A 20,541-nucleotide genomic window follows, 5' to 3' on the forward strand; every position below is an offset into this window, starting at 1 on the left:
TCCGTCCCGCTTAGCCGATATCCCCGACAAAGGAAAATTGGCCAGCTGTCTGAAACGAAGGGGGCAGCTCAGCGCGTCATGCAACGAAGCCGATCTTCTTGTGGGTGTTGTCGCACCAGGGCTTGTTGGCCGACTGGCCGCAGCGGCAGAGCCAGACCTTGGTGGCGCGGTCGACCGTCTTGCCGGTGCCGGTGACGATCTCGACATTGCCCTCGAGCTTGAGGTTGCCATTGGGCTGCGGCGTGACGACGAGCGGGCCATCGCGCGCAGCAAGCGGCAGGGACTCCTTCGGCGGCGGCTCGCCGGTGGCGGCAAAGCCTGTTTTGCTGTGGCTGCCGTCGCAGAACGGCTTATTCTCAGAGGCGCCGCAGCGGCACATAGTGGCGCGGTGGAGGGTCTCGCCGTTGAAGACGATCTCGGCATGCAAGGCGAGCGGCCCGTTCTCGCGGATGCGAACCGTGTTGACCACCGGCGGCGCCTCATCCGGTCCGCCATCCCTGCGGCGATAGGTGATGGCGCCCGAGGGGCAGCTTTCGGCGATCGTCACGATCTGCTCGACCGAGGCTGCGTCGGGGTGGATCCACTCGCCCGGCGCGTTGGGCTCGAAGACATGCGGATTGGCGAGCACGCAATTGCGCGAATGGATGCAGCGGCGACCGGAAAAGCCGACCTCGATCTTCTCGCCCTCGACCATGCCCCTGGACATCTTTTTCGCGGCCTCCGTGGATATGTCAGAAGCTTATCGCTACGGCGGGCGCTGGCAAGGGTAGCTTGCGCAAGGCGCAGATCCTGAGAGCTTGCGTTCCTTCGCCCCCCCTCTGCCCTGCCGGGCATCTCCCCCACAAGGAGGGAGATTAGTCGCGTCGCCGGCGGCGCTCGTCCTGCGAGCCGGTCATAAATCCCCTTGCGACGCGGGTGGTTAGCCGCAGGGCAGATGACAGCGTGATCTCCCTCCTTGTGGGGGCGCAGCGCACGAAAAGCCAATTGCTTGGCTTTTCGAGCATCGAACGCCGGCAGGCCAGAGGGGGTGCGAAGAAATGAACCCGAGCAGGCAAAGCGAAAGACCGTTGCAGGCGTGGAGAAGCTCTCCCCGCTCAGCCCTGCGAAATCTGCTCGTCCTGCTCGACCGTCAGCGGCTTGACGCCTGCCGGCAGCGGCTCCGGCTGCACGGCGGCCGGCGGGGTGGCCACAGGCGCGGGTGGTACCGGCGCGCGGGCAGCGCAGGCGGACAGGGTTGCCAGGGCAAGGAGAGCGGCGAGCAGTTTCATGCAACGGGCGTTAGGGGCAAGGTGTGGCGGGATCGCGGCGGCAGATGAGCCCGCAGCACGGCCAAGGTCAAGCCGCCCCTGACATCTCCTGACAGCAGCCTGTCAGCAGGCATCGGCTATGCTGCGCGAAATCCAGGGGGAGAACGGCATGAGCGGCTTTGATGATTTCGATTTCCTGATCGGCGACTGGACGGTGACCAACGAGCGCCTGCGCCAGCGGCTCGTCGGCTCGACCGAGTGGGAGACGTTTACGGCGTTCTCGCACGTCGAAAAGGTGATGCAGGCACCCGATGGCACCTTCGGCGGCAATCTCGACCAGATGACTGTACCCGAGCGCGGTTTCACCGGCATGACCTTGCGCCTCTACAGTCCGGAAACCGGGCTGTGGTCGATCTACTGGAATGACACCAAAAGCTACCGGCTGTTTCCGCCGACGATCGGGCGGTTCGCGAACGGCCGCGGCGAGTTTTTTGGCGACGATGTCGAAGGTGGTGTGCCGGTGGGCGTGCGGTTCATCTGGACGCCTGGTGCCAGCCCGCGCTGGGAGCAGGCGATGTCCAGGGATGGTGGCGAGACGTGGGAGTTGAACTGGGTGATGCGGTTTGGGAGGTGACGTGCCCGCTTGGAGGAGCTGCCTTGGCAGGTGCCCGCCGCAAGTGCTGCGGCGGGCCTTGTTGCTTAGCTCACAGCTCGATCTTATCCGCCGGCGGGCCGGGGAAGCGCGAAAACTCCGGTGCCCCTTCCGGCGTGCCGAGCAGGTCGCGGATGGCGCGGACGCCCTGGTCGATCGCCGAATGGGCGTAGGCGTAGGCGCCGCTGTCGGCATTGGCGATGGCAATGCGGCCCCATGGCTTGCGCGCGGCTTCGATGGGCAGCGGGCCGTCGGGCCAGAAGCGGTCGCCCGGGCGCATGTATTCGTAAGCGTAGCCGTGCGACCAGCGATTGCAGGTGATGGCCTCGATGTCGCGGGCGGGGTCGAAGCCGCCGCCCGATAGCGCGCGGCCAAGCAGGTCGCGGATCGAGCGCTCCATCTCCTCGAAGCTCAGCACCATCAATGCGCGGCGGCCGGCAAGCGCCTGCTCGCGCGGGGCGAGCCCCGGGCTGGTCATCACCTTGGACAAGTGCAGGACGACCGGATCCCCTGGCTTGTCGGCGAACTTGTAGGCGCCCATCGTGACAGGAAAATCGATGTCGGCGCCGCTCCAGAAATCGCCGCGTGCCCTGAAGCCGTCGATCTTGAGCTTGTCGAAGGCCTCCCAATTGCGGAGCTGGACGTTGGTGTAGATCAGCGGCACCTTCTGCTGGTCGTTGAGGGCAGCTATCTGCTCAGTGCCGAGTTCGTCGGTGAGATAGGGAATGACGCGGTGCCAGCAGGCGAGCACGACGTGACCGGCCTTGACGCCGACCGGCTTGCCGGCAGCGTCGGCATAGGTGACGGTGACCGAGCTGGCGCTGTCGGCTGTGCCATCATGGGCGACCTTGACGACTGTCGAATTCAGCCTGACGCGGACGGGGCTGTCTGCCTTGTCGAGCGCTGTGTAGTCGACAGTTTCGGTGACCAGCTCTTCCATCGTTGAGCCGGCCAAGGCGCCGGGCACCAGCGCACGCACCAGAGCGCGGGCGATGCCGGCGTTGCCGTCGGGGAAATGGTAGATGTAGTCGTCGGGGTCGGTGAAGGCGAGACGGCCAGACGGGCTGTTGTATCTGGACACGGCGTCGCCGAGATCCATGCCGTCGAAACCGGGATTGCCGTTGGCGCGCGCATCGAGCGCGCTGGCGGCATCGATGCCGACGCCGAAATAGCCATTGGTCGAGGTGGCGAAGTAGTCGGCCACTTGAGGGTCGACCTTGGCATGGTCAAGCAGGAAGGCCTTGTAGGTGATCTCCGACAGCTTCTCCAGGCGCTGCTCGGTGGTCAGGCCAGGCAGATAGTCGCCGGGCGCATCGATCAGCGCGATCAGATCGACCTTGGCCTTGTCGCTGAGCGGCGTCTGCGCCACCCATTCAGGCGTCTTGCCGGCGCGGATGACCAGTCTGTCTTCGCCCCACTGCTCCTTGGAAAAGAAGATGGCACCCGAAAGCCCGCGATCCTCGGACCACTTCTGGTCGTAGAAGGTTTCGAAGCGCTTGGGATCGATGCCGATATCGGCGAGCAGCGCATTGACGGCGGGGCTGAAGAAGGTCGGCGTCTGCATCGACTGGCTGCCGCCATAGCCGATGAGCTTTGCACCGTTGGAGGCGGTGAACTCGTTCCGCTTGGCGTGGCCGCCAAAATCCTCGAGCGGATCGACGATCAGCACACGTTTGTCAGCGCCGGCCTGCTTGCGGAACGTGTGGGCAGCGGCAAGGCCCGAAATGCCGGCGCCAACGACCACCAGGTCATAACTCTCGGCGCTATCGGCAACCGGACCGGCGCTGGACCAGAAGGTGCCGTCGCGGACGGAGTGCATGACGTTTTGCGCCGCATCGGTCTGGCCCAGCAGTCCCGTGCCGATCGGCGGATACGCGACAGGCGCGGCTTGCGCATGCGCCGGGGCAGGCCCCATGGCGCGCAACGCCATTGCGCCGCCAATCGCCATCGCAACACCATCCATGAAATCGCGCCTGGATATGGCGCGATCCATACCCAGTTTCTTATCTTTTTCAGTCCAGTTCATGATATTTCCTCTGGCAGAATGCGAGGGGAAGGCTAGCCATCTTCACGGTGTCAGTAAATCGACAGAACAGTCTATGCCGTGTGGCAATGAATAATTCGACGCTGCAATGCAATACAAGTTTGCACTGCAGGAAAACTGTTGACCCGGGCGACAACGCTATGCATCAGGCTGAGTGAGGGAGAAGGCGATGCAGCAGCTCTCATGGTGAGCTTGCCGAACCCAGGCGCAAGTCCGCCCTCATGGACAAATCCCAGGCGTTCCGCTCTACCAAGCGGCCGCGGGCGCGTACCGCATGAGTCGGGCGCGAGCGGCGGTTTCAATCCAGGGGAAAAGCATGCGCATTCGGTCGATGATGATGGGGGCAGCCGCGCTGCTGGCGGTTGGGGCGTTCGCGCAGTACGCGCAGGCCGAAGGGTTCGAAAACATCGTTCTGTCGGCCAGCGAGGACGCGGAAGCGACAGAGACGACGTTTGCGCCTGAAACGGCGAAGATTTTCCTCTCCGCCGACCTGACAGATGCTGTCGCTTCGGGATCGAAGCTTACCGTGAGCTGGATTTCGGTCGATTCAGGCGGCGTTGCGCCGGCGAACTACAAGATCGACGAGGTCAGCTTCGAAATCGGCATGATCGAAAACCACGTCGACGCCTCGATGACCAAGCCGGATGCCGGCTGGCCGGTCGGCACCTATCAGGTGCAGATCGCCGTTGATGGTACGGTGAAGGAAACGGTGGATTTTGCGGTGAAGTGATGGGGTGGGGCGAAAGCCCCCTCACCCGGCCGCTACTCGGCCACTGCCTTCTCGCTGGGAGAGGAAGGTTTGCAGCGTTTGCGCCGCCCCTCATCCGGCCCTGCGGGCCACCGCCCTCCGCTATGGCTCCGGGCGTTCGTCGCTTCAGTCGACAAATCATTGTCGACTGATCGGCCGTTGGCCAAGCACTCCTCACCCCCGTGAACGGGGAGAAGGAAAAAGAGAACGCTAGTTATCGCCCATCTTGAGCGCCTGGATGAAGGCTTCCTGCGGGATGTCGACCTTGCCGAACTGGCGCATGCGCTTCTTGCCCTCTTTCTGCTTCTCGAGCAGCTTGCGCTTGCGGGTGACGTCGCCGCCATAACATTTTGCGGTGACGTCCTTGCGCAGGGCGGAAATCGTTTCGCGGGCAATGACCTTGCCGCCGATCGCCGCCTGGATCGGGATCTTGAACATGTGCTGGGGGATCAGCTCCTTCAACTTCTCGACCATGACGCGGCCGCGCTTTTCGGCGGCCGTGCGGTGGACCAGCATGGAGAGCGCGTCGACCGGCTCCTCATTGACCAGGATCGACATCTTGACGAGGTCGCCTTCCTTGTAGTCGGTGAGGTGGTAGTCGAACGAGGCGTAGCCCTTGGAGATCGACTTCAGCCGATCGTAGAAATCGAACACGACCTCGTTGAGCGGCAGGTCGTAGACAAGCATGGCGCGCTTGCCGACATAAGACAGGTCGGCCTGGATGCCGCGGCGCTCCTGGCACAGCTTGAGGATCGAGCCGAGATAGTCGTCCGGCGTCAGGATGGTGGCGCGGATCCACGGCTCCTCGATCGCAGCAATCTTGACCACGTCAGGCATGTCGGCGGGGTTGTGCAGTTCCTTGACCGAGCCGTCGTTGAGATTCATGCGGTAGACGACTGACGGGGCAGTGGCGATGAGGTCGAGGTTGAACTCGCGCTCGAGCCGCTCCTGGATGATCTCGAGGTGCAGAAGGCCAAGGAAGCCACAGCGGAAGCCGAAACCGAGGGCCGCCGAGGTTTCCATTTCAAACGAGAAACTGGCGTCGTTGAGGCGCAGCTTGCCCATGGCCGCGCGCAGGTCCTCGAAGTCGGCGGCATCGACCGGGAACAGGCCGCAGAACACCACCGGCTGGGCCGGCTTGAAGCCCGGCAGGGCCTTGGCGGTGGGACGCTTGTCCTCGGTGATGGTGTCGCCGACGCGGGTGTCAGCCACTTCCTTGATCGAGCCGGTGAAGAAGCCGAACTCGCCGGGGCCGAGTTCTTCGACCTGGATCATCTTGGGGGTGAAGACGCCGGTGCGCTCGACCAGGTATTTGGCGTTGGTCTCCATCATGCGGATGGTCTGGCCCTTCTTGAGCTTGCCATCGATGATGCGCACCAGCACGATGACGCCGAGATAGGTGTCGTACCAGGAGTTCGACCAGCATCGCCTTGAGCGGCGCGTCGATGTCGCCCTCGCGCGGCGGCGGCAGCTGGTTGACGATCGCTTCCAGAACATCGGGGATGCCGAGGCCTGTCTTGGCCGAGATGTAGACGGCTTGCGAGGCGTCGATGCCAATGACTTCCTCGACCTGTTCCTTGATGCGCTCGGGCTCGGCGGCAGGCAGGTCGATCTTGTTGAGCACCACGACGATCTCGTGGTTGTTGTCGATGGCCTGGTAGACATTGGCGAGCGTCTGCGCCTCGACGCCCTGGGAGGCGTCGACGACGAGCAGCGAACCCTCGCAGGCCGACAGCGAACGCGACACTTCATAGGCGAAGTCGACGTGGCCGGGCGTGTCGATCAGGTTGAGGATGTAGTCCTCGCCATTGTTGGCCTTGTAGTTGAGGCGAACGGTCTGGGCCTTGATGGTGATGCCGCGCTCACGCTCGATGTCCATGTTGTCGAGGACCTGTTCGGTCATCTCGCGCAGTTCCAGCCCGCCGGTGGACTGGATCAGCCGGTCGGCAAGCGTGGATTTGCCATGATCGATATGGGCAACGATGGAGAAATTGCGGATGTGGTCGAGCGGTGTGGTCATGCGCCGCGCTTTAGCAGGGGCGGCAAAGCTTAACAAGCGCGGCTTTGCGGGCCTTTTGCTACCAGCGCAGCACGTAGCGGCCGGCGACAGCGCCGGCGATCGTCAGCATGGCGATGGCGAGCGAATACCAGGTGGCGACGAAGAACGGCGAATCGTCGAAGCAATGGGCGGCGTAGAGCGTGGCGGCGAGGCCCCCGGCGAGCAGTCCGCAGGCAGCGCCGGCGAGCGCGGGCCGCGTTGGCGCGCCCTGGCGCATGGCGGCGAGGAAGACGGCAAGCGGGCCAAGCCCGATCAGCGGGATCAGCGTCAGGCAGACCCGGGCGTTGGTGCCGATGAGCCGGGTCGCCCATTCGGCCGTCGGAATGGTGGCGAGCTCGATCAGGATGGCGCCAAGCAGGATGGCGGGTGCGACGGCGAGCAAAGCGACGCGCAGTCCGACCCGCGCATCAGGACGGGCGAGAGCAAAAGCAAGGGCGCCTGATGTGCCGACAAGCGCCAGGGTGATGACGAACTTGGTGAGGAAGCGCCAGGTTGCGGCGGCGGCGGCGAAATCGGCACGCGGGCCGGCGACAATGGAAAAGACGATCACGCCGATGACGCTGGCCACAACGAAGGCGGCGAGCAGTAGCGTGCCGGGCGAACGCTGGCGGGAAGCCGCATCGCTGGAAATCGCCTTGATCAGATCCTTCGTTTCCATGTCCGTTCCGTTCAGTCCTGTCCGAAGCGACGGGCGATCGCCTTGAGGCCGCGATGCAGTGCCACCCGCACCGCCGTCTCCGTCATTCCAAGTGCATTGGCCGTCTCGCCGATCGAGGCGCCCTCGACCGAAACCGAGGCAACGACGCTGCGCTGCACCGGGGCCAGGCCGTCGAGCGCGCGAGTGATGTCGCGCTCGCCCACTTCGTCCTTTTCGGGCTCGGCGAGCGTTTCGGCGAAGTCCGCGATGTCGACCTCGATGCGCTTGCCGCGGCGGCGGAAGGCGTCGATCAGCTTGTAGCGGGCGATGGCGTAGACCCAAGGCGTCACGGCTTCGTCCTGACGCCAAGTATGGCGTTTCAGGTGAATCGCAAGCAGCACCTCCTGCACGACATCCTCCGGCTCGACACCGCCATGGACAATCCGCCTGCGGCAGTAACCGCGGACCAATTGCGCCACGCCATCCAGAAAAACAGCGTAAGCGCTTTCGTCTCCTGAAATTGCCGCCCCGAAAAGCCGGGCGAGTTCGGCGTCATCCGTCCTCGTCAAGCTTGGCTTCCTCCTGTTCGGCTCAAAAAGCCGTTTGTTACTTCGGTCGACGCAGAAATATTATCACCAACTGCCACCTTACTCATCTGTTCACCAGGAATTTTCCCTGCACATCCAGCCAGTATCCCTATCCGGTGCCGATCCTGATGGCGACACTGGCCGGCATCGGCGAAATCGTGCTGCCTGTCCTGCTGGTGCTGGGCTCGGCATGCGCTTTGCCGCGCTCGGCATCCTCTTGATGACGGCGGTGATCCAGCTGACGGTGCCGGAAGGCTGGGCCACCTTCCATCTGCCCTGGGCGGCGATGGCGCTGGCGCTTGCCATCTATGGCGGCGGGCCATTGGCGCTCGACAGGCTGCTCGGGCTGGGCACACGCAAAAGCTGAGCCGGCGACCGGCGCGAGACACACAGGTCGGCGGTTGACGTCGCCGGCAACGCGCGCTCCTATACCGCCCGCAGCGAGGGGACGCTGTGGACTGGAGAACAGTGTCATGCCCGAGAAGGCTCACAGCGACGAGGGTTTGACTGCCGAGGCGCGGCCCGCCACCAAGGAGGACGCACCCATCCTGGCCAAGCTGGTCAACATGGCCGGCGACGGGCTGCCGCTCTATATCTGGACCAAGATGGCCGAGGGCGGTGACCCCTGGGAGGTCGGGCGCCAGCGGGCACGTCGCGAGGAAGGCAGCTTTTCCTACCGCAATGCAGTGGTGCTGGAGCACGGCAAGGTGATTGCCTGCCTGATCGGCTATCCGATCGTACCTTCGCTGCCCGATCCCGACACCCCTGCCATGTTCGTGCCGTTCAACATGCTCGAGGCCCTGGCCGTCGGCAGCTGGTACGTCAACGTCATGGCGACGCTGCCCGAGGCCCGCGAACGCGGCTATGGTTCGCGGCTTCTGGCCATGGCCGACACCATTGCCGAGGCCACCGGCTGCACCGGCACCAGCCTGATCGTTTCCGACGCCAACACCACCGCCCGCCACCTCTATGACAGCGTCGGATACCGCGCGATCGCGACGGAGCCGATGGTCAAGGAGGGCTGGACCGGCGAAGGCGAAAACTGGGTGCTGATGGTCAAGCCGTAGACGTTTCGACCTGACATGAGCGCGCTCGGGAGCCCTGCCGCATGGACTTTCCCAGATGAAATTCTGGCCCAGATGAAATTCTGCCCCAGATGAAATTCTGCGACGACACAGTCATGGCGTACGACGCGTCGCGCCGGATTTTCAGTCCAGGCGAGGCCCTGACCCTCGACGACGCCTATCGGCTCGCCCACCTGCCGCTGGTGGCACCCGGCCACCCCACGATCATCAGCGCCAAGGACGGGACGGATTATCGCAACGGGACCTACGAGACATCAAGACATTCGCTGGTCGTGCCCGTCGATGCCGGGCAACTGGCCAGATCCGAAACGTTCCGGCAGTTCGAGGCGGAGCTTCGCTCGTTTTCATTCAGCGACAAGATCGCCTGGCAGGTCGGCCGCGAGCGCGTCGGCAAGCTTCATGCGACCGTCGTCGGCGGCCTTTCCGAGCGGGATTTCGCGCGGTGCGCAGATGCCGCCGCCACCACACTCGCACCGCTGGGCGCCATTTCGCTGCGCATCGGCGGGCCATTCCTGGGGCGGATCAACACTGGCAGAATCTATCTGCCTGTTTATCCCGAATGCCGAGATGGCGAGGACGTGTTCGCGCTCGTCCAGAGCGCCTGCGGTGCGCGGCCGACCCGCTTCTACGTGATCGGCTACTACCATTTTGCCGAGCCGTTGACGGTTGCAGAGACGGCTGATCTCGCGGGACTGACGGAGCGGTGGCGCCGGGTCACACTGGCCGAACTGCCGGTGACTTCGCTCGTGGTGCAGGCGACGAACGACGACCTCGCGCTTTCCGGACGGGTCGTTGCGACGATCCCTATAGAAAGACGCCAGCCTGCCACCTGACAGGCTGGATGATGCGCGCCTCTGCACCGATGTTGCCATGCGTGACAGAGACGCCATCAAAGTCGGAAAGGCGTGGCTTGCCACACGCCCACGGCCTGATGTCGCGTGGCGAAAGGCGACGCTGGAATTCGCTCGAACTTTTTCCGTGAACCTTCTTCTCCGACCGGGACACCCATGATCGTGGCGGCCAGCGAGCTGCAAAATCAAAGGTGTCCAAAGGAGAACCTGACATGAGCATGACCAACACGATCATCCGTTCGTCGCTGATCGCGACGCTCGCTCTTTCAATGTCGGCCTTTGCCGGCGCGGCGTCGGCCGCACAGCTCAAGGCCCGCGTGCCGGCACCGCCGCCGCACCAGCTTGGCCTCAAGGCAGCGCCTGGCGGCGGCCAGGCTGAAGGCCACGTCGAGACCTGCAACAACAAGGCGTCGTGCAACCTGATGATCGCCTATTGCGCCGGCCATGGCGGCGACTGGGAAGAGACCGGCACGCCCGGCCCGCAGGGCGAACCGCAGAAGGGCAAGTGTACCTATCCCTGATGGCATCAGGGGCTCCCAAGACTTGAGCCAAGCGCCCTCCCGCCTCACGACGGGAGGGTTTTTGCGCGCCATGGCGCGATAGTGACGAAGCGTGTCGCCGGCCTGCTTGACGCCAAGGCGGCATTCGGAGCAAATCGCCAGGCATTCGTGGGAGCTTGCCTAAAAATGTCCGCCATCGGCCTTTCGCTGCTCGGTTTTTCGACCGTCATCTTCCTGATCGCTGCGATGGTGGCCAAGACCTGGGGCATCGAGCCGACAATCGGCAAGCTGGTGGTGACGCTGATCCTCTATTCGCTCGGCAACCTGATCATGCTGCGGCTGGTGCGCGACTTCGGCATGTCGGTGTCGTTTTCGCTGTCGGCGGTGATCCAGCTGATCGCCGTCAACGCCGTCGCCATCATCTTTTTCGGCGAAAAGCTGAGCGGCATCCAGAGCATCGGCGTGGGGCTCGCGGTCGTCGCTGTGGCGCTGATCACGCTTGGGCCAGCCCTGGCCGGGAAATGAAAACGGCCGCTGATCGCGGCCGTCTTCCTTCATCAATCTGTCGCAGCCATCAGACGGCGATCTTGCCGCCGCCCTGCCTGGTGATGGCGACGACGGCCGGACGCACCGGCATGTCGGGCTTGAAGTCGGGCCAGCGGGTCGACAGGTCCTCGTAGTAGGACGGACGGCCAAAGCCTTCCCAATCCTCGCCGCCGTCGCCGGGATGCTGGACGGCGACGAAGGCGGTCTGGTCGTCGGGCGCAAACAGCGGGCCGCACATTTCAGCACCTACCGGCACGCGGAAGAACAGCTTCGAGGTGGCGCGCGCCTCGCCTTCGGTATCGACCGCCCACAGGCCGTCGGTACGGCCGGTGGCCTTGGGATTGTTGCCGTCGGTGGCGACCCAGAGGCGGCCGGCGGAATCGACGGCGCAGTTGTCGGGCATGCCGAACCAGCCATTCTGCGTGGTCGAGGTCGAGAACGAGGCCCCGACCTCGGCGACCGAGGGATCGCCGCATTTGAGCAGCACTTCCCACTTGCCCTTGGTAGCGGCGAAATCACCTGCGTCTTCGACCAGCTCGATGATGTGGCCGAAGGCGTTTTCGGCGCGCGGGTTGGCGGCGTCGACCTGGTCGGCCTTGCGCTTGGTGTTGTTGGTCAGCATGACATAGACCTTGCCGTTGACGGCATTGGGCTGGATGTCTTCGGGGCGGTCCATCTTGGTGGCGCCGAGCAGGTCGCCGGCGCGGCGGGCCTCGATGACCACGTCGGCCTGGCTGACAAAGCCGTTGTCGGCGGTCAGCGGGCCCTCGCCCTGGACCAGCGGCAACCAGGCGAACGAGCCGTCCTCAGCAAACTTGGCGACGTAGAGCGTGCCTTCGTCGAGCAGGTCGAGATTGGCGGCGCGGTCGTTGGGGTTGAACTTGCCCGCGGTGACGAACTTGTAAACGTAGTCAAAGCGCTCGTCGTCGCCGAGATAGAAGACGACGCGGCCGTCGGCGGCGACGATGGACTCGGCCCCTTCATGCTTGAAGCGGCCAAGTGCAGTGCGCTTCTTCGGCAGCGCGTTCGGATCGTTGACGTCAACCTCGACGATCCAGCCGAAGCGGTTGGGCTCGTTGGGCTCCTTGGAGACGTCGAAGCGGTCGTAGAACTTGAACCACTCATAGGTGCCTTCCGGCACGCCAAGGCGCTTGTAGTTGGCGGCTTCGGGATGGTCGGCCGCAAGCTCGCCGCCGAAATAGCCGTGGAAGTTTTCCTCGGCCATGATGTAGGTGCCCCAGGGCGTGACGCCGCCGGCGCAGTTGTTGAGCGTGCCGAAGACCTTGGTGCCCGAGGCATCGGCATTGGTCTTGAGGCGATCGTGGCCGGCGGCCGGGCCAGTCAGCTGCATCTCGGTGGTCGAGGTGATGCGGCGATTGAGCTTGCCGTCGCGGACGACCTGCCACTTGCCCGCGTCCTTGCGGATCTCGACGATCGAACCACCATGGGCGGCCATCTCGATGTCGACGCGCTTCTGGTCGGCCGGCGCAACGTCGATCTTGCCTTCGACGATCTTGACGATGCCGGGGAACATCAGGTGCTCGTTGGTGTATTCGTGGTTGACGACAAGCAGGCCGTGCTCGGACGAGCCTTCGAGCTCGATGTAGCCGACATAGTCGTTGTTGTAGCCGAACTGCTTGGCCTGCGCTTCCGCCGACTGGTTGGTGGGGTCGAATTCAGGGGCATCGGCAAAGATCGGATCGCCCCAGCGCAGCAGTATGTCGGCATCGTAGCCCGCGGCGACATGGTGCTTGTCGTCGATGCCGGCCTCGATCTCGTCGAAGGCGAAGGCGGATGCCGAGGCGGCGCGGGCATCGTCGGCGAGCAGGATGGCGATCGGGCTGACGGTGGCGGCGATGGCCGAGACGGCGAGCGAGCCCTGGAGGAAGCCGCGGCGGGAGAAGCGCCGGGCGATGATGTCGCCCATGGTGCGGTTGTCGGTCGGGTTGTGGCCGGGACCGTCATTCTCCTCGAGCATCGAGGTGCGGAATTTCTGATCGTGGGGCTGGTTCATGGCGTCGACCTCTGGCTGGGTGTTCGGCTTGGGGTTCGCCGAGACCGCTAGTTGCCGAGCATAACAACAGCATGACAATTTGGTCGAAAATCCACAGCACGCCAAAGCGTGACCGGCGAGGCCGGGCTGCGACCTTTGCATGGACGCCTTTTCTTTGGGAAAGCCATCCCCACCTGTTGCGAACTGGCCCGGAAGCGGCCATCCCAAGGGCGGAACGGCCCCAAGGCTGAACGGAACGGCAGGACGCGATGCAGCAGAAACTGTGGCACAGGATCGAGTTTTCGCTTTTGGCGGCGGGCATCATCATTGCCGGCGGCCTGTGGGGCTTTGTCGAGCTGTCCGAGATCGCCCGCGATGCGGCGCCGCATGCCTTCGACACCGACATATTGCTGTTCTTCCGCGAGGCCGGCAACACGGCTGATCCCATCGGCCCTTCCTGGGTGGAGGAGGCGATGCGCGATATCACCGCGCTCGGCAGTGCCGCGGTGCTGATCTACATCACCGCGATCACCATCATCTTTCTTGGCGTCACCAAGCGCTGGGGCCCGGCGCTGTTCGTGTTCGCCTCGGTGGCCGGCGGCCAGGTGCTGTCGAGCCTGCTCAAGCTCGGCATCGACCGGCCAAGGCCCGACCTCGTGCCGCATCTGGCGCAGGTCCACACAATGAGCTTTCCGAGCGGGCACGCGATGCTGTCGGCGGTGACGTACCTGACGCTCGGCGCATTGTTTGCACGCTTCCTGCCCGGACGGGCGACGACGGTGTTCGTGTTCGGCGTCGCCGTGCTGACGACGCTGATGGTCGGCATCAGCCGTGTCTATCTCGGCGTGCACTGGCCGTCTGACGTGCTCGCCGGCTGGTGCGCCGGCTTTGCCTGGGCGACGCTGTGCTGGCTGGTTAGCCGCGCCTTGATGCGGTCGGATGGCGGCGAGGCATAGAACATGCTCCAAGCATCAATAATGATGCTTGAAACATCACTATGAATGTATGATACATTCATAGTGCGGATCGAGACGGGAACATCTCAGTGATCACAGCCGCACAGATGCGCGCCGCACGAGCGCTGGCAGGCATCGACCAGAAGACGCTCGCCGAACTGGCCGGCGTCTCGGTGCCGACGATCCAGCGCATGGAAGCGAGCGAGGGCGTGGTGCGTGGCGTGGTCGACACGCTGACCAAGGTCGTCCAGGCGATCGAAGATGCCGGGGTGGAACTGATCGGCGAGAACGAGACGGGCGGCCGGGGCGTACGCCTCAAGAAAAAGGCCTGAGGCTTCCGGCAATCCGCATGATGTAGTCGCGACGGCGACCGCCGACAGTATTGCCGACGATCCCGCCCGCGTTTCCAGTGGTACGGATGATGGATGCAGGCGGCAATTCAGGACGGTACCAGTCAGGACAGCACAGGCAACCGACCTTTGCGGAACTGTTCACGCCCAAGCTGGTGACGGTTTTGCGCGAGGGCTATGGCACAAGGCAATTCAAGGCCGACGCGATATCAGGCCTGACGGTGGCAATCGTGGCTCTGCCATTGTCGATGGCAATCGCCATCGCATCGGGCGTGTCGCCTGACAAAGGGCTGTTCACGGCAATCGTCGGCGGCTTCATCGTCTCGGCTTTCGGCGGCAGCCGGTTCCAGATCGGCGGGCCGGCCGGCGCCTTCATCGTGCTGGTGGCAGCAACCGTGGCGCGCGAGGGCGTCGAAGGGGTAATCCTCGCCACGATGATGTCAGGTGTCATCCTGCTCGCCATCGGCTTCCTCAGGCTCGGCACCTATATCAAATTCATTCCCTATCCAGTGACGGTGGGCTTCACCGCAGGCATCGCCGTGATCATCTTCGCCAGCCAAATCAGCGAGATGTTCGGACTGACGCTCGGTGGCAAGGAACCGGGTCCGCTGGTGCCGAAGCTGTTGGCGCTGACGGACGCGATGGGCACGGTCAACACCGCGGCTCTGGCGGTGACACTGCTGACCATCGGCACCATCCTGGTGCTCAAGCGCTGGCGCCCGGGCTGGCCGGGCATGCTGATCGCCGTCGGCGTCGCATCCGTGGCCGTAGCACTACTGGCCCTGCCGGTAGAGACCATCGGCACGCGCTTTGGCGGCATTCCCCGCAGCCTGCCCTGGCCTGCCCTGCCCACCTTCAGCGTAGACAAGGCGATTGCGGTGCTGCCGGACGCACTTGCCTTCGCGCTTCTCGGCGCGATCGAGTCACTGCTGTCCGCCGTCGTCGCCGACGGCATGACCGGCAGGCGGCATCGCTCGAATTGCGAACTGGTGGCACAAGGCTTTGCCAATATCGGTGCCGCGCTGTTTGGAGGCGTCTGCGTGACCGGTACGATTGCCCGAACGGCAACCAATGTGCGGGCGGGCGCGCACGGCCCGGTATCAGGCATGCTGCATTCGGTGTTCTTGCTCGCCTTCATGCTGGTGGCAGCACCGCTTGCCGCCTACATCCCGCTCGCTGCACTGGCCGGCGTACTCGCGGTCGTGGCCTGGAACATGGTTGAAAAACAGGCCTTCGCGACGCTGATCCGCTCGTCATGGGGCGACGCGCTGGTGCTGATGGTCACATTCCTGCTGGTGGTGTTCCGCGACCTGACCGAAGGCATCGTCGTCGGCTTCGCGCTCGGTTCGATCCTGTTCATCGACCGCATGGCAAAAAGCATCGCGGTGGAGAGCGATCAGCCGCTGGTGCAGGAGGATGTCGCCGACGCCACCAATGGCAGCCGCCACGCCTATGAGGCGAGCGATGCGGGCGATGCCGACACCGTCATCTACCGTATCTCGGGGGCGTTCTTCTTCGGCGCGGCCTCGACGGTGGGGGCCGTGCTCGACCGCATCGCCGACCAGCGCAAGAACTTCATCCTCGACTGTTCGGGCGTGCCGTTTCTCGATTCAACGGCGGCGAACGTGCTCGAAGGCGCCGCGCGCAAGGCACGGCAGGCAGGCGTCCGCTTCTTCATCACGGGAGCATCGCCGCAGACGCGGCGGATGCTGATCAACCACGGCGTCAAGTACCCCGCCGTCAGCTACGCCGCCTCGGTGAAGGACGCACTCGACCTGCTCAAGCCCGGGAAGGCCGCCACCCTGGAGCGTTAGGCGAACTTGCGCTGGGCGTCGAGGGCGAGGCCGAGGCCGACCGAGCCGAAGGCGTCGCCCTGGACGATCTGGGCGCCTGACACCAATGCCAGAATGCTCTCGCGTGCCAGCGGGATGGCGGTCGAGCCGCCGGTCAGAAACACTGCTGTGATGTCCTTTGCGCCAACCTGCGCTTCGGCGAGCGTGTCGGCAACGGTCGCGGTGACGCGTTCGACGGCGCCGCGGATGGTGTCTTCGAGACCTTGCCTGGTGAGCGGCGCGGTGAACTTCGCTCCTGGCAGCGCGACGTCGATGGCGGCGTCGGCAGCGTCGGTCAGCTCGATCTTGGCCTTTTCGACCTTGGTCGCCAAGGCGTGGCCGAAACGCTGGTCGACGACCTCGATCAGCCTGTCGATGAGGTCGGGGCGGGCTGCCTCGAAGCGGATCTGGCGCAGGTCGAGCTTGGCCTTGGGCGTGTAAAGCAGGTTGATGCGCTGCCAGGTCGCCAGATCGATGAAATAGCCCGCCGGCAGGTTGCGCTTGCCGTCCTTGGTCTGGGTGAGATAGCCGAGCTCGGGCATGACGTGGGCGATGCTGAGCAGGCGGTCGAAATCGGTACCGCCGATATGGACGCCGCGATTGGCGAGGATGTCGGCCTTGCGGTCGCCGGAGGCGGCACGCTCGGGCGAAACGCGGACGATGGAGAAGTCGGACGTACCACCGCCCATATCGACGATCAGCGCCAGCTCTTCGCGCGTCACCGTGCGCTCGTAGTCGAGGGCGGCGGCGATCGGCTCGAACTGGAAGTCGATATGCTTGAAACCTTGCGCGCGGGCGGCCTTTTCAAGCTCGCTCTGGGCTGCCGCGTCGGCTTCGGGATTGTCGTCGACGAACTGCACCGGGCGGCCGAGCACGACGTTTTCGACCGGGCCGCCGACATGGCCTTCGAGGCGATCCTTGAGGTGGCCGACAAACATGCCGACGATGTCGGTGAAGGCGATGTAGCGCGCCTTGATGCGGGTCTTTTCGTGCACCAGCGATGAACCGAGCACGCTCTTCAGCGCACGCATCAGGCGGCCTTCGGCACCGTCGGTGTATTCGCCGATGGCGCGGCGGCCGAGCGCTGTCTGGTTGTCTTCGAAGTTGAAGAAGATGGCCGATGGCAGCGTGACGCTGTCGCCTTCAAGGGCGACGAGCCGCGGGCGGCCGTTTTCGATCACGCCGACGGTCGAATTGGAAGTGCCGAAGTCTATGCCGCCGAAAGCCGGTCGCATCGTCTCGTCCTGAATTTTCTGCATGAATGGGCGACCCTCGCGTTTCTACCGGGCCGCAATCGGACCGTGCGCCTACACGACGGGCGGAGGAATGTCGATGTCTTCAAGGTATTTTCCGACAAAATGTGATCGCTGGCCCAACCCCCGCGACATTCCAAGCGGACCGCTTTCGTGCGATATCGGCAGCTAACAACTGAGCCGAGAAGCTGCCATGACCCTTGCAGGATTCCTTGCCTATAGCGGCGCGCTCGCGGTCGCTGCCGCCATTCCCGGCCCCGGCGTGACGGCACTCGTCGCACGCGCGCTCGGTTCGGGCTTCCGTTCGTCGCTGGCGATGTCGCTCGGACTGGTGGTCGGCGACCTGACCTATCTCACCGCCGTGGTGCTTGGGCTGGCATTCGTTGCCCAGTCGTTCGGCATGGTGTTTCTGGCGGTCAAGTGGTTCGGCGTCGCCTATCTTGCCTGGCTCGCCTGGAACTTCTGGACCAGCGGCATCACGCCCGAGACGGTCGAGGCGAAGAAGGGCAAGGGCGGGCTTTTGTCGAGCTTCCTCGCCGGGCTAACGGTGACGCTGGGCAATCCCAAGACGATGATCTTCTACCTGGCGATCACGCCGACGGTGGTCGACCTGCATTCGCTGACGCTTGGCGACTACGGCATTCTCGTTGCCATCACGGTCGCCGTGCTGATGGTCGTGCTGGTGCCTTATCTGCTGCTAGCCTCGAAGGCACGCTGGTTTCTCAAGACGCCGCGCGCGCTCAAGCTGCTCAACCGCACGGCCGCCGGCTTCATGGCGGGTGCCGCAGCCGCGATCGCCGTCCGTCAGTAACGACACCAACCTGGAATTTCATTCCTCTGATTTGGCGTTCACGGAAACATGTTTCCGTGAACCAACCCTAATCAGCACGGTACCCACTCGGAATTTGCCCGGCGACACCCTATCTTCGCAGTTCAAATCTCAGGCCTATTTCGGGAGCGAAATCGATGAACAAGCCCGTTACCTCCACGCGCGTGCCCGGTCGTGGACGCATCTATGGCTCGATCACCGAAACCATCGGCGATACCCCGCTGGTGCGGCTCGACAAATTCGCCAGGGAAAAGGGCGTGGTGGCGAACCTCATCGCCAAGCTCGAATTCTTCAACCCGATCGCCAGCGTCAAGGACCGCATCGGCGTCGCCATGGTCGAAGCGCTGGAGGCCGACGGCCGCATCACGCCTGGCAAGAGCACGCTGATCGAACCGACCTCGGGCAACACCGGCATCGCACTTGCCTTCGCCGCCGCCGCCAAGGGCTACAAGCTGATCCTGACCATGCCCGAGACGATGTCGATCGAGCGCCGCAAGATGTTGGCGCTGCTCGGTGCGGAGCTGGTGCTGACCGAAGGCGCCAAAGGCATGAAGGGCGCCATCGCCAAGGCCGAGGAATTGGTGCAGACCATTCCGAACGCCGTCATTCCGCAGCAGTTCGAGAACCCCGCCAATCCCGAGATCCACCGCGCGACTACCGCCGAAGAGATCTGGAACGACACGCAAGGGTCGATCGACATCCTTGTTGCCGGCATCGGCACCGGCGGCACGATCACCGGCGTCGGCCAGGTGATCAAGAAGCGCAAGGCTTCGCTGCAGGTCGTGGCGGTCGAACCTGAGGGATCGCCGGTTCTGTCGGGTGGCCAGCCCGGCCCGCACAAGATCCAGGGCATCGGCGCCGGCTTCGCGCCGAAGGTGCTCGACACCACTATCTATGACGAGATCATCAAGGTTTCGAACGAGGATGCCGTGGCTAACGCCCGCCTCGTTGCGCGCCTCGAGGGCGTGCCGGTCGGCATTTCTTCGGGTGCCGCACTTCAGGCGGCGGTCACTGTCGGTTCACGGCCGGAAAACGCCGGCAAGAACATCGTCATCATCATCCCCTCCTTCGCCGAACGTTATCTCTCGACGGTGCTGTTCGAAGGGCTGGGGGGATAACAATCCGACGCCAAGAGGCAGTCACCGCGCGGCCAGAGCCCGTTTTCGCTTGAGGAAGGCGCGGACGGCCTGGTCGGTCTCAAGGCCGATGGCAAGCTGGTAGGCTTGGTCGGCTTCGGCAAGTTTGCCCGCCAGCGACAGCAGTTCGGCACGTGCCGCCCAATAGGGCTGGTATTCATTGAGCCTCGCGTCATCGATGGCGTCGAGCAGGGTTATGCCCCGTTGCAACGCGCCGGCATAGGCCACCGCGACAGCATGGTTGACGGCAACGACAGGCGAGGCCGAGAGCGTCATCAGGCCGGCATAGAGGGTCGCGATCGCCGTCCAGTCGGTGCGGCCGGCGAAGCGCCGCGCCGCGTGCGCCGACTGGATCGCCGCCTCGATCTGATAGCGGCCGATGCCGTCGAAGGCGCCGGCATGCTGAAGCAATGCGTCCGCCTCGGCGATCAACTCAGCGTCCCACAACAGCGTGTCCTGTTCGCTGAGTGGCACGAAGTTGCCGGCAGGGTCGCGGCGGGCGGCGCGGCGGGCTTCGGCGTGCAGCATCAGCGACAACAGCCCTAATGCTTCCGGCTCTTGCGGCATCAGCTGGACCACCAGCCTGCCGAGCCAGATAGCTTCGCTGGCAAGGTTGCGCCGGCGCGATTCCGTTCCCGCCGGGTCGGTCCAGCCCTCGGAGAAGGCGGCGTAGATCGCCTCCAGCACCGCTGACAGCCTTTCGCCGAGCTCGGCTGTTTCAGGGATGCGGAACGGGATGCCGGCCTGTTTGATGCGCGACTTGGCCCGCACCAGGCGCTGGCCCATGGTCGCAGGTGAAACCAGGAAAGCCGAGGCGATGGTCGCGGCATCGAAGCCGAGGATCGTCTGCAGGATCAGCGGCGCGCGCACGCCAGCTTCGATCGCCGGATGGGCGCAGGCGAAGATCAGGCCGAGCCGGTCGTCGGGAAATTTCTCGCGCGCCATCTCCTGTTCCAGTTCTTCGCCGATCAGCCTGAGATGGGCCTGGCCGGCCTCGCCAGTCAGGCGCCGCCGTCGCTGGTCGATCGAGCGGCGCCGCGCCACCGTCAAAAGCCAGGCTTCGGGACGGTCCGGCACGCCTGTCTCCGGCCATTTGGCCAGCGCCGCGGCAAAGGCATCGGCGAGCGCGTCCTCGGCACCGGCGACATCGCGGGTGCGCGCCGCCAGATAAGCGACGAGCCTGCCATAACTCTGGCGGGCAGCGGCTTCCGCCGCCGCCCGTGCCTGATCAGCGCC

General features: G+C 64.4%; 18 protein-coding genes and 3 pseudogenes. 12 read left to right on the forward strand and 9 right to left on the reverse strand.

The genetic code is table 11. The features are described 5' to 3' along the window. Positions 1-76 precede the first annotated feature (76 nt). Both ACHMW7_RS26950 and ACHMW7_RS26955 read right to left on the reverse strand, forming a co-directional pair. Positions 77-706: a CDGSH iron-sulfur domain-containing protein gene (locus tag ACHMW7_RS26950; RefSeq protein ID WP_395448439.1), complete on the reverse strand. Its 630-nt coding sequence runs from the start codon at positions 704-706 to the stop codon at positions 77-79. Between the two features lie 388 nt (positions 707-1,094). Continuing rightward, complete coding sequence (locus tag ACHMW7_RS26955; protein ID WP_395448440.1) at positions 1,095-1,268, reverse strand: hypothetical protein; 174 nt, start codon at positions 1,266-1,268, stop codon at positions 1,095-1,097. Between the two features lie 148 nt (positions 1,269-1,416). Here ACHMW7_RS26955 and ACHMW7_RS26960 point away from each other — a divergent pair, with 148 nt between their 5' ends. After that, complete coding sequence (locus ACHMW7_RS26960) at positions 1,417-1,881, forward strand: hypothetical protein (RefSeq protein ID WP_395448441.1); 465 nt, start codon at positions 1,417-1,419, stop codon at positions 1,879-1,881. A 70-nt stretch (positions 1,882-1,951) separates the two neighbouring features. Here the strand turns inward: ACHMW7_RS26960 and ACHMW7_RS26965 are convergent, their stop codons facing one another. Next, positions 1,952-3,925, reverse strand: coding sequence for an NAD(P)-binding protein (locus tag ACHMW7_RS26965; protein WP_395448442.1), 1,974 nt, complete (start codon positions 3,923-3,925; stop codon positions 1,952-1,954). Between the two features lie 334 nt (positions 3,926-4,259). On the opposite strand from ACHMW7_RS26965, the gene ACHMW7_RS26970 reads away from it, so the two are divergent. Then, positions 4,260-4,673, forward strand: coding sequence for a hypothetical protein (locus tag ACHMW7_RS26970; RefSeq protein WP_395448443.1), 414 nt, complete (start codon positions 4,260-4,262; stop codon positions 4,671-4,673). A 228-nt stretch (positions 4,674-4,901) separates the two neighbouring features. On the opposite strand, the pseudogene lepA reads toward ACHMW7_RS26970, so the two are convergent. The 3 genes and pseudogenes from lepA to ACHMW7_RS26985 all read right to left on the reverse strand — a co-directional run bounded on the left by lepA (position 4,902) and on the right by ACHMW7_RS26985 (position 7,956). Next, positions 4,902-6,711: pseudogene (gene lepA / locus ACHMW7_RS26975) on the reverse strand (translation elongation factor 4). Between the two features lie 58 nt (positions 6,712-6,769). Next, positions 6,770-7,408 carry an NrsF family protein gene (locus ACHMW7_RS26980; RefSeq protein WP_395448444.1) on the reverse strand — a complete coding sequence of 213 codons (639 nt, stop codon included), beginning with the start codon at positions 7,406-7,408 and terminating at the stop codon, positions 6,770-6,772. 11 nt (positions 7,409-7,419) lie between these two features. Beyond that, positions 7,420-7,956, reverse strand: coding sequence for a sigma-70 family RNA polymerase sigma factor (locus ACHMW7_RS26985; protein ID WP_395448445.1), 537 nt, complete (start codon positions 7,954-7,956; stop codon positions 7,420-7,422). A 116-nt stretch (positions 7,957-8,072) separates the two neighbouring features. Here ACHMW7_RS26985 and ACHMW7_RS26990 point away from each other — a divergent pair. The 5 genes and pseudogenes from ACHMW7_RS26990 to ACHMW7_RS27010 form a co-directional block, all read left to right on the forward strand. Then, positions 8,073-8,341 (forward strand): annotated as a pseudogene (locus ACHMW7_RS26990) (DoxX family membrane protein); the annotation flags it as partial. 106 nt (positions 8,342-8,447) lie between these two features. Further along, positions 8,448-9,041: a GNAT family N-acetyltransferase gene (locus tag ACHMW7_RS26995; protein ID WP_395448446.1), complete on the forward strand. Its 594-nt coding sequence runs from the start codon at positions 8,448-8,450 to the stop codon at positions 9,039-9,041. 113 nt (positions 9,042-9,154) lie between these two features. Then, on the forward strand, positions 9,155-9,892 hold the full coding sequence (locus ACHMW7_RS27000) for a hypothetical protein (RefSeq protein ID WP_395448447.1): 738 nt from the start codon (positions 9,155-9,157) through the stop codon (positions 9,890-9,892). A gap of 230 nt (positions 9,893-10,122) precedes the next feature. Further along, positions 10,123-10,431 (forward strand): hypothetical protein, encoded by a 309-nt coding sequence (locus ACHMW7_RS27005; protein WP_395448448.1) that lies wholly within the window; start codon positions 10,123-10,125, stop codon positions 10,429-10,431. A gap of 165 nt (positions 10,432-10,596) precedes the next feature. Continuing rightward, positions 10,597-10,935, forward strand: a complete 339-nt coding sequence (locus ACHMW7_RS27010; protein WP_395448449.1) for a hypothetical protein — start codon at positions 10,597-10,599, stop codon at positions 10,933-10,935. Between the two features lie 49 nt (positions 10,936-10,984). Here the strand turns inward: ACHMW7_RS27010 and ACHMW7_RS27015 are convergent, their stop codons facing one another. Next, on the reverse strand, positions 10,985-12,970 hold the full coding sequence (locus ACHMW7_RS27015; RefSeq protein ID WP_395448450.1) for a PhoX family protein: 1,986 nt from the start codon (positions 12,968-12,970) through the stop codon (positions 10,985-10,987). Positions 12,971-13,218: 248 nt separating this feature from the next. On the opposite strand from ACHMW7_RS27015, the gene ACHMW7_RS27020 reads away from it, so the two are divergent. The 3 genes from ACHMW7_RS27020 to ACHMW7_RS27030 all read left to right on the forward strand — a co-directional run bounded on the left by ACHMW7_RS27020 (position 13,219) and on the right by ACHMW7_RS27030 (position 16,069). Further along, on the forward strand, positions 13,219-13,905 hold the full coding sequence (locus tag ACHMW7_RS27020) for a phosphatase PAP2 family protein (RefSeq protein WP_395448451.1): 687 nt from the start codon (positions 13,219-13,221) through the stop codon (positions 13,903-13,905). Between the two features lie 89 nt (positions 13,906-13,994). Next, positions 13,995-14,237, forward strand: coding sequence for a helix-turn-helix domain-containing protein (locus tag ACHMW7_RS27025; RefSeq protein WP_395448452.1), 243 nt, complete (start codon positions 13,995-13,997; stop codon positions 14,235-14,237). Positions 14,238-14,323: 86 nt separating this feature from the next. Beyond that, entirely contained in the window at positions 14,324-16,069 is a 1,746-nt protein-coding gene (locus ACHMW7_RS27030) for a SulP family inorganic anion transporter (protein WP_395448453.1), read from the forward strand. On the opposite strand, the gene ACHMW7_RS27035 is transcribed toward ACHMW7_RS27030, so the two are convergent. Then, a complete protein-coding gene (locus ACHMW7_RS27035; protein ID WP_395451456.1) occupies positions 16,066-17,322 on the reverse strand; it encodes an Hsp70 family protein in 1,257 nt (418 codons plus the stop codon). The two genes, ACHMW7_RS27030 and ACHMW7_RS27035, sit on opposite strands and share 4 nt — an antisense overlap. A 211-nt stretch (positions 17,323-17,533) precedes the next feature. On the opposite strand from ACHMW7_RS27035, the gene ACHMW7_RS27040 reads away from it, so the two are divergent. Next, positions 17,534-18,151: a LysE family translocator gene (locus tag ACHMW7_RS27040; RefSeq protein ID WP_395448454.1), complete on the forward strand. Its 618-nt coding sequence runs from the start codon at positions 17,534-17,536 to the stop codon at positions 18,149-18,151. A 155-nt stretch (positions 18,152-18,306) separates the two neighbouring features. After that, positions 18,307-19,287, forward strand: a complete 981-nt coding sequence (cysK, locus tag ACHMW7_RS27045; protein WP_395448455.1) for a cysteine synthase A — start codon at positions 18,307-18,309, stop codon at positions 19,285-19,287. 21 nt (positions 19,288-19,308) lie between these two features. On the opposite strand, the pseudogene ACHMW7_RS27050 reads toward cysK, so the two are convergent. Beyond that, a pseudogene (locus tag ACHMW7_RS27050) lies at positions 19,309-20,541 on the reverse strand (RNA polymerase sigma factor); the annotation flags it as partial.

The organism is Aminobacter sp. UC22_36 (assembly GCF_044056035.1).
GTDB lineage: Bacteria > Pseudomonadota > Alphaproteobacteria > Rhizobiales > Rhizobiaceae > Aminobacter.

Bases quoted from the DNA above. Each gene is read 5' to 3' on its own strand.
- ACHMW7_RS26995 (WP_395448446.1), top strand. From the start codon at position 8,448: ATGCCCGAGAAGGCTCACAGCGACGAGGGTTTGACTGCCGAGGCGCGG.
- ACHMW7_RS27030 (WP_395448453.1), top strand. From the start codon at position 14,324: ATGATGGATGCAGGCGGCAATTCAGGACGGTACCAGTCAGGACAGCAC.
- ACHMW7_RS27035 (WP_395451456.1), bottom strand. From the start codon at position 17,322: ATGCGACCGGCTTTCGGCGGCATAGACTTCGGCACTTCCAATTCGACC.
- ACHMW7_RS27010 (WP_395448449.1), top strand. From the start codon at position 10,597: ATGTCCGCCATCGGCCTTTCGCTGCTCGGTTTTTCGACCGTCATCTTC.
- ACHMW7_RS26965 (WP_395448442.1), bottom strand. From the start codon at position 3,925: ATGAACTGGACTGAAAAAGATAAGAAACTGGGTATGGATCGCGCCATA.
- cysK (WP_395448455.1), top strand. From the start codon at position 18,307: ATGAACAAGCCCGTTACCTCCACGCGCGTGCCCGGTCGTGGACGCATC.
- ACHMW7_RS26950 (WP_395448439.1), bottom strand. From the start codon at position 706: ATGTCCAGGGGCATGGTCGAGGGCGAGAAGATCGAGGTCGGCTTTTCC.
- ACHMW7_RS27020 (WP_395448451.1), top strand. From the start codon at position 13,219: ATGCAGCAGAAACTGTGGCACAGGATCGAGTTTTCGCTTTTGGCGGCG.
- ACHMW7_RS27000 (WP_395448447.1), top strand. From the start codon at position 9,155: ATGGCGTACGACGCGTCGCGCCGGATTTTCAGTCCAGGCGAGGCCCTG.
- ACHMW7_RS27040 (WP_395448454.1), top strand. From the start codon at position 17,534: ATGACCCTTGCAGGATTCCTTGCCTATAGCGGCGCGCTCGCGGTCGCT.
- ACHMW7_RS26960 (WP_395448441.1), top strand. From the start codon at position 1,417: ATGAGCGGCTTTGATGATTTCGATTTCCTGATCGGCGACTGGACGGTG.
- ACHMW7_RS27005 (WP_395448448.1), top strand. From the start codon at position 10,123: ATGAGCATGACCAACACGATCATCCGTTCGTCGCTGATCGCGACGCTC.
- ACHMW7_RS26980 (WP_395448444.1), bottom strand. From the start codon at position 7,408: ATGGAAACGAAGGATCTGATCAAGGCGATTTCCAGCGATGCGGCTTCC.
- ACHMW7_RS26970 (WP_395448443.1), top strand. From the start codon at position 4,260: ATGCGCATTCGGTCGATGATGATGGGGGCAGCCGCGCTGCTGGCGGTT.
- ACHMW7_RS26955 (WP_395448440.1), bottom strand. From the start codon at position 1,268: ATGAAACTGCTCGCCGCTCTCCTTGCCCTGGCAACCCTGTCCGCCTGC.
- ACHMW7_RS27015 (WP_395448450.1), bottom strand. From the start codon at position 12,970: ATGAACCAGCCCCACGATCAGAAATTCCGCACCTCGATGCTCGAGGAG.